The organism is Streptococcus sanguinis, assembly GCF_050234405.1.
GTDB lineage: Bacteria > Bacillota > Bacilli > Lactobacillales > Streptococcaceae > Streptococcus > Streptococcus sanguinis_W.
The window spans coordinates 2,180,018-2,195,696 of record NZ_CP092117.1; the positions used below are offsets into that span (position 1 = coordinate 2,180,018).

General features: G+C 44.7%; 8 protein-coding genes. 1 reads left to right on the forward strand and 7 read right to left on the reverse strand.

All coding sequences use genetic code 11. The features are described 5' to 3' along the window. Positions 1-3: 3 nt before the first annotated feature. The 7 genes from MFP28_RS10615 to pbp1b form a co-directional block, all read right to left on the reverse strand. Positions 4-1,314 carry a glycosyltransferase family 2 protein gene (locus MFP28_RS10615; RefSeq protein WP_002896777.1) on the reverse strand — a complete coding sequence of 437 codons (1,311 nt, stop codon included), beginning with the start codon at positions 1,312-1,314 and terminating at the stop codon, positions 4-6. Next, positions 1,307-1,450 (reverse strand): hypothetical protein, encoded by a 144-nt coding sequence (locus MFP28_RS10620; protein ID WP_002896778.1) that lies wholly within the window; start codon positions 1,448-1,450, stop codon positions 1,307-1,309. Before MFP28_RS10620 ends, MFP28_RS10615 begins: the two co-directional genes overlap by 8 nt. Before the next feature lie 11 nt (positions 1,451-1,461). Continuing rightward, the gene (locus tag MFP28_RS10625) at positions 1,462-2,250 is read right to left on the reverse strand and encodes a hypothetical protein (RefSeq protein ID WP_002903501.1); all 789 of its coding nucleotides are present in this window, start codon (positions 2,248-2,250) and stop codon (positions 1,462-1,464) included. Next, positions 2,243-3,400, reverse strand: coding sequence for a non-hydrolyzing UDP-N-acetylglucosamine 2-epimerase (gene wecB, locus MFP28_RS10630; RefSeq protein WP_002907454.1), 1,158 nt, complete (start codon positions 3,398-3,400; stop codon positions 2,243-2,245). Before wecB ends, MFP28_RS10625 begins: the two co-directional genes overlap by 8 nt. A 761-nt stretch (positions 3,401-4,161) precedes the next feature. Next, the gene (gene rpoC / locus MFP28_RS10635; RefSeq protein ID WP_002907455.1) at positions 4,162-7,809 is read right to left on the reverse strand and encodes a DNA-directed RNA polymerase subunit beta'; all 3,648 of its coding nucleotides are present in this window, start codon (positions 7,807-7,809) and stop codon (positions 4,162-4,164) included. Between the two features lie 41 nt (positions 7,810-7,850). Then, complete coding sequence (gene rpoB / locus MFP28_RS10640; RefSeq protein ID WP_002903503.1) at positions 7,851-11,417, reverse strand: DNA-directed RNA polymerase subunit beta; 3,567 nt, start codon at positions 11,415-11,417, stop codon at positions 7,851-7,853. 394 nt (positions 11,418-11,811) lie between these two features. Then, positions 11,812-14,226: a penicillin-binding protein PBP1B gene (gene pbp1b / locus MFP28_RS10645; protein WP_002907459.1), complete on the reverse strand. Its 2,415-nt coding sequence runs from the start codon at positions 14,224-14,226 to the stop codon at positions 11,812-11,814. 154 nt (positions 14,227-14,380) lie between these two features. On the opposite strand from pbp1b, the gene tyrS reads away from it, so the two are divergent. Then, complete coding sequence (gene tyrS / locus MFP28_RS10650) at positions 14,381-15,637, forward strand: tyrosine--tRNA ligase (protein ID WP_032916115.1); 1,257 nt, start codon at positions 14,381-14,383, stop codon at positions 15,635-15,637. Positions 15,638-15,679: the final 42 nt, after the last annotated feature.

Consider the following 15,679-nt stretch of genomic DNA (forward strand, 5'->3'; position numbering starts at 1 on the left):
CTCCTAACCTGCAAATCGTTTTGTTTTAACCCACTTGGTTTCTTTCCGCTTCAAAATCTTGTCCAAGATAACAGATCCTACTGCATCTAAAGAAACAACGATAAAGAGCTGAGAGTAAGTCAAATAGGACACAAGAGCCAACCAAATCTGTTTGGTGGTCGCCTGTCCAAACTGAGAAGCCAGGGCGATATTGATCTGCAAAAGATAAAGCAAAATCATCAGAAGCCAGTTAAAGAGCATCAGCTGGACGATATAGATATTCTGAGCATCAAAAGCGAAAGGAATCCGCACATCTGGTACAAAGAGCTGGGTAATCATCGCCGCTACATTGGCAAAGAAAACCAAGTCAGATAAGACAATCGCCAGATTGAACCAGAAGAAGATACAAGAATAATTGAACACTTCCAGTTTCACGCGCCAGTTACCACCACTAAAAAGATGCTTGAAGTTGGCAAGAACTACCTCATAATTCCCCTTAGCCCAGCGCTTACGCTGCATGTAGTAGGACTTGAGGGTTTCTGGCTCTTGTTGGAAGGCCTCTGAATTATAAGCCAAAGCAATCAGCTTGCCGCTCTGCATAATCTTAAAGGAAATTTCCGTATCCTCTGTCAAGGCACCATTTTTCCAACCACCAATACTCTTAACAAACTCAGTGTTAATCAAGAAGTTTGTACCTGGAATCCGTCCAATCTTAAAGAGATGCCACATACCTACGTGGTAAACACGCTGAGTTACAACGATTTCTTGGTTGATACAACGTGTCAGGAAGTTCTGGTTGGCATTGCGGGTCTTGTTGCGTCCGAAAGAAGCAACGTGGCGTTCTGGATCTTCCAAAACTTTCTTGACTAGGAAGTAAAGAGCATTCTTTTCTGGCATGGCATCCGCATCATAGACACAGATATATTCACCCTTGGCCATCTTCAGGGCGTCATTCAGCACCCCTGCCTTACCTCCCGTACCAGTACGGTCTGTAATTGTAATATTGCGTCCAGCATACTCAGGCATAGCCTGAACTTTCAGCATTTCTTGATAAGTGTCATCCGAGCAGTTGTCCGCAAAGAGCAGAACTTCCACTCGGTCATGAGGATAGTCCAAATCCAGAATGGCCTTAGTCGTCTGAGCGATAACCACATCTTCATTGTGGGCTGGGACAACGACTGTAACCATAGGATAATGTTCCAATGGGCTGGTATCCACGTTGAAGTCACTGCGTTTCATCCAGAAATGCACGGAAGAGCATAGAATAACCAAAGCCCAAGCCAGAGACATCCAGATGGAGAACAGAGTGACAATCATAATAAGTTGACTAATCATGACGAGTCACCGCCCTAAAATTTTTATTGACCCGATTGTAAATAACCAGATAATAAATGAAGAGGACCAAAAAGCTAATAGCAAAAAAGATACTTAGCACCATAGAGATGATAAAAAATACTTCTGTTAAAGACATGTGTTTACCTCCTAGTATTCTACGATAATGTCGGTTTCAAGCTGACGCTCCAGATTGCTCAAAGCGTCATCGAAATTATGGAATTTGTCAATATTTTGAGCGTTCAGTTTTAAACTGCCGGACTGAAACTGAATTTTTTGGTCAGTTTTCTTATTCTCAAAGTGCATCATCGTTAAATCTTCACGCACTTTCTCTTGGAAATATTCCTTGACTTCCTGATCCAGATCTTCTACCAGAACGAGAAAGTTACCATTGGATACATAGTAAACTGTTTCTACATTCTGGAAGTCCCAGTTAAGCAGTCGTAAAATTCTCTTGAGCATCCGCTTGTACTCCCGAGAGTGAATTTGATAAAAATGATGATTGTGCGCCCAATGGACCAACAAGGCCTGAAAGGCTGGAGCTTGTTTCTGATTTACTTTCTGAACCATTTCTTCATAGGCCTCAGCAGCATCTTCGCTATCATCCTGCACTAATCCTAAGCGCTGATGAAGATAGAAATTCACTCGACTGGTCAGCCAAGCGCTGACAGGGAAGACATAAAGCAAGAAGAGAACTTGATTGTCCGGTAGGTAGGTTACATCAAAGAGCAAGATCAGAGTTGCGATAACCACACCCAGAATCATAGCCCATGTCACCAAGAGATCGGATAGGACAAAGACACTAAAAATACCTAATAAAATCAGCGCGATTCCGATATAAAATATGTTAGCTGCAAAATTCCAACTGTAGAAAAGAATTAGTCCAATTGTCAGTACAAAGACTGCTAATGATTTTTCTAGTCCTTTTTTCCTAAACATTTTTTACTCCTGTCTTAAATTCTTCTGGCCTAGCCGTCTGCTTAAAATAGTGGGCAATAGCTTGAGCAATCCGCTCAGAAGCCTTACCATCACCATACGGATTGCTGGCTTGGGCCATTTCCTGATAGAGTGACTCATCTGTCAGCAGGGCTTCCATTGCCTCTGCTACTGCTTGAGTTTCTGTACCGACCAGCTTCAATGTGCCGGCCTCAACTCCTTCTGGTCTCTCTGTTGTATCACGAAGTACCAGTACAGGCTTACCTAAGGAAGGCGCTTCTTCCTGCACTCCGCCTGAGTCTGACATGATGAAGTAGCTTTTAGCTGCGATATTATGGAAATCCAACACGTCTAAAGGCTCAATCAGATGAATTTTCTCATTGTCACTCAGAATTTCTCTAGCCACTTCCTGAACCGCTGGGCTCAGGTGAACGGGATAGACAATTTCCACATCATCATGGGCATCTACAATCTGCCGTAGAGTTCGAAAGACCCTTCTCATCGGCTCACCTTGATTTTCCCGGCGATGCATGGTCACCAAAATCATCTTGCGAGCTGGATCAATACGGTCAAGCACCTCGTGATGATAATCAGCTTGGACGGTCAGCTTGAGAGCGTCGATAGCTGTATTCCCTGTCACAAAAACTGTTTCTGCCGGATGGTTTTCCTTGAGCAAGTTAGCCTTACTCTGATCCGTTGGCGCAAAATATAAGTCAGTCAAAGAGTCGGTCATCTGACGATTCATCTCTTCTGGGAAAGGAGAGTATTTATTCCAAGTCCGCAACCCAGCTTCTACGTGGCCGATACGAACTTGATTATAAAACGCTGCAAGACTAGCCGCAAAAGTCGTTGTCGTATCACCGTGCACCAGCATGATATCTGGCTTGTTTTCCTTTAAGATATCATCTAGCTTATGCAGGATCTTGACAGTAATATCTGTCAGGGTTTGATTTTTCCCCATAATATCCAAATCATAATCAGGCTTAATCTTAAAAGTTTCAAGTACCTGATCCAACATCTGACGATGCTGAGCAGTCACAACTGTTGTCGTTTCAAACAAGTCTGCCTGCTTCTTCAGTTCAATAACCAGTGGAGCCATCTTAATTGCTTCTGGACGAGTTCCAAAAACAACCATTACCTTAATTTTCTTCATTTTTCCTCACCAAAAATCAACATTGTTATATTAACTTTTTACTAAAAAATGTTTGTTTTAAGTAACCTTAGTTATTTTACCATCAAGCGTTTCAATAATCAAAGCATGAACTATTATTTTATACTTTCTTAATAGTAATTTACATGTTGGTAACTTATTTAAGATTATTTTAATTTTCTTAACTTAACTGTAACTTAAAATTGCTGAAATTTTTCGGTTTTCTCAAAAAAATAAATAAAAAGGAAAGAACTTATAGGCTTAAAGTCCTATTTTATGCAGAATTTTGTGGTTTTTGCCTATATTTTTTAATATTTATTCATTGCAATAAAATATTATTCTATTTGTAATCTAATTGTTTTCTATTCTTTATATTTCAAAATCTTCCCTTCATGAATGAGCTAGCTAGATAAACGCCAGCTATCGTTCTCTACAAACTTCGACCACCACCATTAAAACCAACCTCCTCTTTTTTTAAATTTCAAACCTCTCCTCCTACTATTTTAGGATTTTTAAAATAGTATAACCTAGCGCTATCATACTACAAAAAACCAGCTACCTCCCTGATTAAAAATAAATATGGCATCTTGCATCATAGAAAAACTGAAATAGAAAATCTCGAGTGTTTCTTCTATAGTTGTTTATCCATAACGGAGAACTTAAAAACAACTTTCTAAGTATATTATAGGATGGTATTTAGTAGCGAGCAAGAAATTATCGGCTGCAACAAAAAATCCCTCCCGAAAATCGGGAGGGAAAGTTCTTTATTTAAGAACAATATTTTCTTCAGTTTCAAATCCACCTGGCAGTTCTGTCACTTCGTCAATAATTTCAACTTCATTGACAGCCTGAGGCTCCAAATTGCGGTAGCGAGCCATACCAGTACCAGCAGGGATAATCTTACCGATGATAACATTTTCCTTAAGGCCAAGGAGATGGTCTTTCTTACCACGGATCGCAGCATCTGTCAGGACACGAGTTGTTTCCTGGAAGGAAGCTGCAGACAGGAAGCTGTTTGTCTCAAGGGAAGCCTTGGTGATTCCCATAAGGACTGGACGAGCTGTCGCAGGTACACCGCCTGAGATAACCACATCACGGTTAGCATCTGTAAAGTCTGTGATATCCATGAGAGTTCCCATAAGAAGATCTGTATCTCCTGGATCCATGACGCGCACCTTGCGAATCATCTGACGAACCATTACCTCGATGTGTTTGTCACCGATTTCTACCCCTTGGCTGCGGTAAACTTTTTGTACTTCAGCAAGCAGGTAAGTTTCAACAGACAAGACATCGCGGACAGCCAGCAAGTGCTTAGGCTGGATAGAACCTTCAGTCAAGGCAGCACCACGAGAAACTTGGTCACCCACTTCTACCTTCATGCGGGCTGTAAATGGTACCACATATTCACCTTCGCCAGTTTGGCCTTTAACAAAGACCTTCTTGGTACGAGTAGATGCATCTTCTTCGATAGCAGTAACTTCACCCTTGACTTCAGTGATGACCGCTTCCCCTTTCGGATTGCGGGCTTCAAAGATTTCTTGGACACGAGGAAGACCTTGTGTGATATCGGTATTAGAGGCAACACCACCCGTGTGGAAGGTACGCATGGTCAGCTGTGTACCAGGCTCCCCGATAGACTGGGCAGCGATGGTTCCGACTGCTTCACCGACTTCAACTGCATCACCCGTTGCCAAGTTGATACCGTAACAGTGACGGCAGACACCGTGGCGGGTGTTACATGTAAAGACGGAGCGGATTGTCACTTCTTCAACACCAGCATTAACGATTTCACGCGCCTTGTCTTCTGTGATCAATTCATTTGGACCAATAATGACCGCACCAGTTTCTGGATGTTTAACTGTTTTCTTAGTGTAACGACCATTTAGGCGCTCTTCCAGAGACTCGATCATTTCCTTGCCTTCTGTGATAGAAGTGATAAGAAGTCCACGATCTGTACCACAGTCGTCTTCACGAATAATCACATCTTGGGCAACGTCAACCAGACGACGAGTCAGGTAACCTGAGTCGGCAGTCTTAAGGGCCGTATCGGTCATACCCTTACGAGCACCGTGGGTTGAGAAGAACATTTCCAGAACGGACAGCCCTTCACGGAAGTTAGACAAGATTGGCAATTCCATGATACGTCCGTTTGGCGCAGCCATCAAACCACGCATACCGGCCAACTGGGAGAAGTTAGAGATGTTACCCCGGGCTCCAGAGTCCATCATCATAACGATAGGGTTCTTCGGATCTTGGTTGGCAACCAAACGTTTTTCCAATTTCTCACGAGCTGCCCGCCACTCAGCAGTAACTGCATTGTAGCGTTCGTCATCAGTAATCATACCGCGGCGGAATTGTTTAGTAATTTGTTCAACACGCTTATGGGATTCTTCAATAATCTCAGCCTTGTCTTCGACAACTGGGATATCAGCGATACCCACTGTCAGACCAGCCAAGGTAGAATGGTGATAACCCAAGTTCTTCAAGCGGTCAAGAAGAGCAGATGTTTCTGTTGTACGGAAGCGTTTAAAGATTTCCGCAATGATATTACCAAGATTTTTCTTCTTAAACGGAACATTGATCTCAAGCTGTTCAATGACTTCCTTGATGTCTTGTCCTGACTCCAAGAAGTACTTAGCTGGCACACCTTCTGTCAAGTTAGCATTAGTCGGCTCTTGCAAGTAAGGCAATTCCTCTGGCATGATTGCGTTAAAGAGAATTTTACCAACAGTTGTGATCAAAATCTTATGCTTCTGGTCTTCTGTCCAAGGCTTATTAAGACTGTCTGTTGCGATACCAACACGAGTATGCAAGTGAACATAACCGTTGCGGAGGGCCATAACCGCCTCATCCATATCCTTGAAAATCATGCCTTCGCCTTCGCGGCCAGCCTCTTCCATGGTCAGGTAGTAGTTACCCAAGACCATATCCTGAGATGGTGTTACAACTGGTTTACCATCTTTTGGATTCAAGATGTGCTCAGCAGCCAGCATGAGGATACGAGCTTCAGCTTGCGCTTCCTCTGACAATGGTACGTGGATGGCCATTTGGTCACCGTCAAAGTCGGCATTGTAGGCTTCACAGACCAGCGGATGCAAACGAAGAGCTTTACCGTCAATTAGCACTGGCTCAAAAGCCTGAATTCCCAAACGGTGAAGAGTCGGTGCGCGGTTAAGAAGCACTGGGTGTTCCTTGATCACTTCTTCCAGAATATCCCAGATACGCTCATCTCCACGCTCTACCAAGCGTTTGGCAGCTTTAACGTTCTGCACAATATCGCGAGCAACGATTTCCCGCATCACAAACGGCTTGAAGAGCTCAATCGCCATTTCACGCGGCACACCACATTGATACATTTTCAACGTAGGACCAACGGCGATAACGGAACGACCTGAGAAGTCAACCCGTTTACCCAGCAAGTTTTGACGGAAACGACCTTGTTTCCCTTTGAGCATGTGGCTCAGAGACTTAAGCGGACGGCTACCTGGTCCAGTAATTGGACGGCCGCGGCGACCGTTATCAATCAAAGCATCAACTGCTTCTTGAAGCATCCGCTTCTCATTTTGAACGATGATACCAGGTGCATTTAACTCAAGCAAACGAGCCAAACGGTTGTTCCGGTTGATAACCCGGCGGTAGAGATCATTGAGGTCAGAAGCCGCAAACCGACCACCGTCCAGCTGAACCATCGGACGCAAATCTGGCGGAATAACCGGCAGGATATTAAGAACCATCCATTCTGGCTTATTGCCAGACTTGTAGAAGGCGTCCAAAACATCCAAACGACGGACAGCCTTGATCCGTTTTTGACCTGAAGCAGTTTTCAATTCTTCTTTGAGGACAGCAATCTCAGCTTCCAAGTCCACTTGTTTCAAGAGGTCTTGAATAGCTTCTGCTCCCATTTTGGCTACAAATGAGCCTGCACCATACTCGCGTAAACGCTCACGGTACTCACGCTCCGTCATGATGGACTTGTGCTCTAGCGGTGTATCCTTAGGGTCAATCACCACATAAGCCGCAAAATAAATGACTTCTTCCAGGGCACGTGGGCTCATATCCAAAGTGAGACCCATGCGGCTTGGAATTCCTTTAAAGTACCAAATATGTGAAACAGGTGCCTTCAATTCAATGTGGCCCATACGCTCACGGCGAACCTTGGCGCGGGTTACTTCAACACCACAGCGGTCACAGACGATTCCTTTGTAACGAATCCGTTTGTACTTACCACAGGCACATTCCCAGTCCTTGGTTGGACCGAAGATCACTTCGTCAAAAAGGCCTTCGCGTTCTGGTTTCAGGGTTCGGTAATTGATTGTTTCAGGTTTCTTCACTTCCCCATAAGACCATGAACGGACCTTGTTAGGAGAAGCTAGGGTGATTTGCATACTTTTAAAACGATTTACATCAACCACTATTTCTTACCTTTCTTCATTTTCTAAATCAGTGTGTATTCTTATTCTTTTCCTTCAGCCTCAAAAGCTGCTTTCGCTTCTTGAGCTGCTTTTTCACGCGCTTTTTCAAGATCGTCAACGTGAATCACATCATCATCTTCACCTTCGTCTAGGTCACGCAATTCTACTTCATTGTCATCTTCATCGAGAACGCGCATGTCCAGACCAAGAGATTGCAATTCTTTGACAAGAACGCGGAAGGATTCTGGCACACCTGGTTTTGGAATTGGTTTCCCTTTGGTAATAGCTTCATAAGCCTTCAAACGTCCGTTGACATCATCTGACTTGTAAGTCAGGATTTCTTGCAGAACGTTAGAAGCACCGTAAGCTTCCAAGGCCCAAACTTCCATCTCACCAAAACGTTGTCCACCAAACTGAGCTTTACCTCCGAGCGGCTGTTGGGTAACCATTGAGTAAGGACCTACTGAGCGGGCATGGAGTTTGTCATCTACCATGTGGTGGAGCTTGATCATGTACATGACACCGACAGATACACGGTTGTCAAACGGCTCACCGGTACGTCCGTCATAAAGAATAGTCTTAGCATCACTATCCATACCAGCTTCGCGCACTGTATCCCAGAGGTCTTCTGAGCTTGCTCCATCAAAGACTGGTGTCGCAATATGGATGCCCAAGTTACGTGCTGCCATACCAAGGTGAAGCTCCATAACCTGACCAATGTTCATACGAGATGGTACCCCGAGTGGGTTCAGCATGATATCAACTGGTGTTCCATCTGGCAAGTAAGGCATGTCTTCCACAGGAACGATACGGGATACAACCCCCTTGTTTCCGTGACGACCAGCCATCTTATCTCCAACCTTAATCTTACGTTTTTGAGCGATGTAGACGCGAACCAGCATATTAACGCCAGATTGCAGTTCATCACCATTAGCACGGGTAAAGATCTTCACGTCACGAACCACTCCATCGGCACCGTGTGGCACACGCAGAGAGGTATCACGAACTTCACGAGACTTGTCTCCGAAGATAGCGTGCAAGAGACGTTCTTCAGCAGAAAGGTCTTTTTCACCCTTAGGAGTGACTTTCCCGACTAGGATGTCGCCTTCCTTGACTTCCGCCCCGATGCGGATAATACCCATTTCGTCCAGATTGCGCAAGGCATCTTCCCCTACGTTTGGAATTTCGCGGGTAATTTCTTCTGGGCCAAGCTTGGTGTCGCGAGTTTCTGATTCGTATTCTTCCAAGTGAACAGAGGTGTAGACATCGTCTTTCACCAGACGTTCACTCATGATAACCGCATCCTCGAAGTTGTAACCTTCCCATGTCATGTAAGCAACGATTGGGTTTTGTCCCAGGGCCATTTCTCCATTTTCCATAGAAGGTCCGTCAGCGATAAAGTCGCCTTTTTCAACGACATCGCCAACTTTTACCAAGGTACGTTGGTTGTAAGCAGTTCCCGAGTTAGAACGGCGGAATTTTTGAATTTGGTAAACATCAAGAGAACCATCTTCACGGCGGACTTCAACCTTGTCTGCATCCGCATAGGTAACCTTACCATCATGCTGGGCAATAACCGCTGCACCAGAGTCGTGGGCAGCTTGGTATTCCATACCAGTACCGACGTAAGGTGCTTTTGGATCAATCAAAGGCACAGCCTGACGTTGCATGTTGGCACCCATGAGGGCACGGTTGGAGTCGTCATTTTCCAAGAAAGGAATACATGCTGTCGCTACAGCAACTACCTGCTTAGGTGACACATCCATGTAGTCTACTTGGTCTGATGGAAATTCTTGGTTATTACCTTGGTGGCGTCCCATAACGATAGGCTCAGCAAAGCCGCCTTTTTCATTCAGCTTAGAGTTGGCCTGCGCTACGATAAATTCATCTTCCTCATCAGCTGTCAGCCAAACGATTTCGTTGGTTACTACACCAGCTTCACGGTCTACCTTACGGTAAGGCGTTTGGATAAAGCCATATTTATTAAGGTGCCCATAAGAAGACAAGTTATTAATCAAACCGATGTTTGGTCCTTCAGGCGTTTCAATCGGACACATACGGCCATAGTGAGTATAGTGTACGTCCCGCACTTCATAACCAGCGCGGTCACGTGTCAAACCACCAGGTCCTAAGGCAGAAAGACGGCGCTTGTGAGAAAGCTCAGACAGCGGATTGTGTTGGTCCATGAACTGAGACAACTGAGAAGAACCAAAGAATTCTTTAATGGCTGCAGTTACTGGACGGATGTTGATGATTTGTTGCGGTGTGAGAACTTCATTATCCTGAACAGACATCCGTTCACGAACGTTACGCTCCATCCGAGAAAGTCCCAGACGAACTTGGTTGGCCAAAAGCTCACCAACTGCACGAATACGACGGTTCCCTAAGTGGTCAATATCATCTACACGACCGATACCTTCAGCCAAGTTGAGGAAGTAGCTCATCTCAGCCAAGATATCAGCTGGTGTCACAATCCGTACCTTGTCAGAAGGATTTGCGTTACCAATGATGGTCACAACGCGGTCTGGATCAGTCGGTGCTACAACCTTGAACTTTTGCAGTTCTACAGGGTCTGTCAAGACAGCTGAGTCGTTTGGAATATAAGTGATTTTGTTCAAACCATTGTCCAACTGCTCTGCAATGCTGTCAATGACACTGCGGGTCATAACTGTACCAGCTTCAACCAAGATTTCTCCAGTTTCAGCATCTACCAATGGCTCTGCAATGGTTTGGTTCAGCAAGCGTGTCTTGACATTGAGTTTCTTATTAATCTTGTAACGACCAACTGCTGCCAAGTCATAGCGATGCGGATCAAAGAAACGCGCTTCAAGAAGGGAACGAGAACTTTCAGCCGTCTTAGGCTCGCCTGGACGAAGACGCTCATAGATTTCTTTCAGGGCTTCATCTGTACGAGAGTCCATTGGGTTCTTGTGGATATCTTTTTCAATGGTATTGCGCACCAAGTCGCTGTCACCAAAGATGTCCAAGATCTCATCATCACCTGAGAAACCAAGCGCACGCACCAAAGTGGTAAATGGAATCTTCCGTGTCCGGTCAATACGAGTGTAGGCAATGTCTTTTGAGTCTGTTTCCAACTCTAACCAAGCACCGCGGTTAGGAATAACCGTTGAACCGTAGCCAACTTTCCCATTTTTGTCAACTTTATCGTTAAAGTAAACCCCTGGAGAACGCACCAACTGGGATACGATAATCCGCTCACCACCATTGATGATGAAGGTTCCCATTTCAGTCATGATTGGGAAATCACCAAAGAAGACTTCCTGAGTCTTGATTTCACCAGTTTCCTTGTTAATCAGACGAAAAGTCACAAAGATTGGCGCTGAGTAGCTGGCATCGTGAATGCGTGCTTCTTCCAGCGTATATTTAGGCTCACGGATTTCATAGCCGACAAATTCCAATTCCATGGTGTCGGTAAAGTTTGAAATAGGAAGTACATCTTCAAAGACTTCCTTCAGACCATGATCCAAGAAATCTTGGAACGAATCCGTTTGGATTTCAATCAAATTTGGTAAATCAAGAACTTCCTTAATTCTTGAAAAACTACGACGGGTACGGTGTTTCCCGTATCGAACTTCATGTCCTGCCAAGTTTTTACTCCTTTATGATAAGATACTAAGCCCTTGGTAAAGCGAGAAGAAACCTATCTTTCCCTCACGCTTTTTAGAGCGAGTTCTGTGAAATGTTTTCAGAGGAAAATCCTCTGTCATTTACAACGCTGCAAAACAGCCACAATCAGTCCCTTTTGTTTAATTTTCAGAAAAATTAAATTATGATTACATAACCCGTTTTTCCTAAAAATAGGCACAAAAAGAGCAGCTAAATCTGACTTATTCAAGTTTGATTTAACTGCTGTAAGCTTCTATTTGGACAATATTTCAAATAAAGCACACGACAAATTATTGTTATCATTATACCTTATTTAGCTAGAAATTGCAAGGATTTCATCCGCTTTCTGAAAAGTTAAAAACTGTTCTTGATGCGCTAGTTCCCCTGCCGATTATTGTTAGAATTGGAACTTGAATTAGAATTAGAGGTAGAACCGCCCAGTATAGCTGACCAAGCCTTCTGATAATCCGCATCTGATGCCCCGATACCAAACCGGTAGGTCGTGGTCGGAGCACCGTTTTTAGCCCAATAGCTAGGCACTGTCGGACCGCTGAGATTAACAGAGCGGCCGTTTACCGTTACTGTACCTGGCTTTTCCCCTGTGGACTTGAGTACATCAGACTTAATCACACTCGGATCAAGAGTGAACTTATCACCAACACCCCAGGCATTCGGATCTGCCTGATAGATAGCATCTGCCATATAGGCCATGTAGGAAGCGTTATTGTTATAACCAGTCAACGCCGCCATAGAGCTATTATCATCATGACCAATCCAGCCTCCCAGAGTCATCTTAGGAGTAGAAAGCATCAGCCACATATCACCGTTGGTGTTGGTCGTTCCAGTTTTACCAATCCAATCAGCTCCAGCCAAGGTTCCATTGACCTGACTGATTCTGGATTTATAGGTCGTAGTAGCCCCAGAATTGATAACTCCCCGCATGAGCTCCTGCATAATCGTAGCCGCTGCTGGACTGTAAATCTGAACAGGATTGGCCTTATGCTGGTAAATCACCTTGCCATCTCGGTCTGTGATTTTTTCAACCATATATTTTTTCTGGTAGGTTCCATTATTAGCCAAGGTTTGGAAACCATTGGTATGCTGAGCTACAGATACTTCAATTCCCCCGCCCATAGGCAGACTCTCAATGCTGTAGTCATCAATGTAATAGCCCATTTTTTCCATATAGCCACGGACATTGACACCTTTTTCGCGTAATCCGCGGTAAGTCCAATAAGCCGGGATATTCCAAGAAGTATTGAGCGCTTCTTGCAGGTCCATCATGGCTGTACCACGGCTGTCCACGTGCATAATCGGGTCACCGCTTGAAAAGTTAGTCGGATAGTTAGAAAGAACGCTGGCGCTGCCCATCAGACCTTGGTCAATAGCAATCCCATAAGCCAAAATTGGCTTAATAGTTGAACCCGGTGACCGCTCCGTATCAAAGGCGTGATTGTTCTGATTGGAAGCATAATCTCTGCCTCCTACAAAGCCAATCACAGCACCGGTTTTATTATCCAAGAGGACATTTCCCACTTCAACTGCACCAGTTCCGTCATCCAAGATGCCACCATAGTTGGCTACTGCATTTTGCATAGCGGTGTGGATGTTCTTGTTAATCGTGGTGGTGACAGTATAGCCGCCATCGCTCAGTTCCTTAGCGGCCAATTCCTTGTAGGCTTTGACAGTGTCATTGTTTTTCAGCTCTTGCTGAGAAACATTGTCCCGCTGAATCAAGTATTCGTACATGGTCTGCTGAGCTTCTTCGACCGCTGTGTAATAAAGGTAGCCATGCGAAGATTTTTCCGAGCTTTCAGAAGGCTTGAAATCCTTGGTCAAGTCGTAGTCCTTGTACTCCTTGTACTCTTTCTCGCTTAGATGGCCCGTCCGGTACATATTATAGAGCACATCCTTGGCACGTTCCAAGCCCAGAGCCATATCCCCTTCACTCTTGAGACTGCCATCCGCTGCATAAGGCGAATAAACAATCGGGCTCTGTGGCAAGCCGGCAATAAAAGCAGACTGGGGCACAGTCAAATCCTTAGCAGAAACACCAAAAATCCCTTGAGCAGCTTCTTCCACACCAGCGATATTCTGCCCCTTATTGTTACGCCCAAAAGGCGAAACGTTCAAGTAGGTGGTCAAAATATCATCCTTGGACATGTAGCGCTCCAAAGCCAGCGCATCGACAATCTCCGCCGCTTTCCGCTTGAAGGTCGGCGCATCGCCCACCACCTGCTGCTTGATTAGCTGCTGGGTAATGGTTGAACCCCCGCTAGAAGATCCAACTCCGACAACAGATCCGAGCGTAGCCCGAAGCACAGCCTTGGGCACCACTCCGTTATGCGTTTCAAAGTTCTCATCCTCTGTAGCGATAACGGCTTTTTTTACATTTTCAGAGATGGCGTCACTCTTAACTGGGATGCGGAGCAAATCATTGTCCACTTCTGCAATCAAGCTGCCATCAGCATAGGTAAGCTTAGAAATACCAGAGATATTATTCACCTGCTTGACCAGCTCTTCTTGCTTGGGCACTTCAACCTTACTGAAAAGACTAGCTGCATAGCCTACCCCAATCCCAGCACCGATTACGCCACCGAAGAAGATAAACACAAAAGCCATATTCATCAGAAGTTTAAAAGTCCGCAAGAAAACAGCAAAAACATCACCGATAGACCAGCCATTGTTGCCACTAACGATCTTCTTGCTCCATTCTGGAAGATGTATTTTTTTGATAAACTGCTGGGCTTTTCCCCAGAACTCTTTTAATTTCTCTATTAATTGTTCCAAGTTTGATTCTCCTTGTTATCTTCCCATTATACCAAATATCTATGATTTATTTCAAGGAAACATTGCTATTTAAAAGCTTTATGATACAATAGAGTAACATAAATTTAAAATATAGATAAGCCAATTTCTTGGCTTTTAGAATAGGAGAGACATGATGCACATTTTTGATGAGCTAAAAGAACGTGGCTTGGTATTCCAAACCACTGATGAAGCAGCTTTACGCAAGGCCTTAGAAGAAGGACAAGTCTCTTATTATAGTGGATACGATCCGACCGCTGACAGCCTACACCTTGGCCACTTGGTAGCCATTCTGACCAGCCGCCGCTTGCAACTAGCCGGACACAAACCCTACGCTCTGGTCGGTGGAGCAACTGGATTGATTGGCGATCCATCCTTTAGGGATGCAGAACGCAGCCTCCAAACCAAGGAAACTGTGGAAGGCTGGGTGAAATCTATCCAAGATCAGCTTTCTCGTTTTCTGGACTTTGAAAAGGGCGATAATAAGGCCGAGATGGTCAATAACTATGACTGGTTCAGCAGCATCAGCTTTATTGACTTTCTGCGCGATGTTGGTAAATACTTCACTGTCAACTACATGATGAGTAAAGATTCCGTCAAGAGCCGAATTGAGACAGGGATTTCCTATACAGAATTCGCCTACCAGATCATGCAAGGATATGACTTCTATATCCTCAATCAAAATCATGGTGTAACCCTGCAAATCGGTGGTTCTGACCAGTGGGGCAATATGACAGCAGGTACAGAACTCCTACGCCGCAAGGCTGACAAGACTGGCCATGTGATAACTGTTCCGCTCATTACCGACGCTACTGGCAAAAAATTTGGTAAGTCAGAAGGCAATGCTGTCTGGCTCAATCCTGACAAGACTTCTCCTTATGAAATGTATCAATTCTGGATGAATGTCATGGACGCAGACGCTATCCGCTTCCTGAAAATCTTCACCTTCCTATCCTTGGATGAAATCGAAGAGATTCGCCAACAATTTGAAGCTGCACCACACGAACGCTTGGCTCAGAAAGTCCTAGCTCGCGAAGTGGTCAGCCTAGTTCACGGTCAAGAAGCATATCAGGAAGCTCTCAATATCACTGAGCAGCTCTTTGCTGGAAATATCAAAAATTTGTCCGTCAAGGAACTCAAACAAGGTTTACGCGGTGTGCCTAACTATCAGGTCCAAGCAGAAGACAGCCTCAATATTGTAGAACTGCTTGTGACAGCCGGCGTGGTAAACTCAAAACGTCAAGCTCGCGAGGACGTCCAAAACGGCGCTATCTACCTCAATGGTGAGCGCATCCAAGATTTAGACTATGTCCTCAGCGCCTCAGATAAACTAGAAGACGAGCTGACAGTTATCCGTCGCGGTAAGAAGAAATACTTTGTCCTGACCTACTAAAGATAAAAATCCGATTACCTGAATCGGATTTTTCTATGTCTT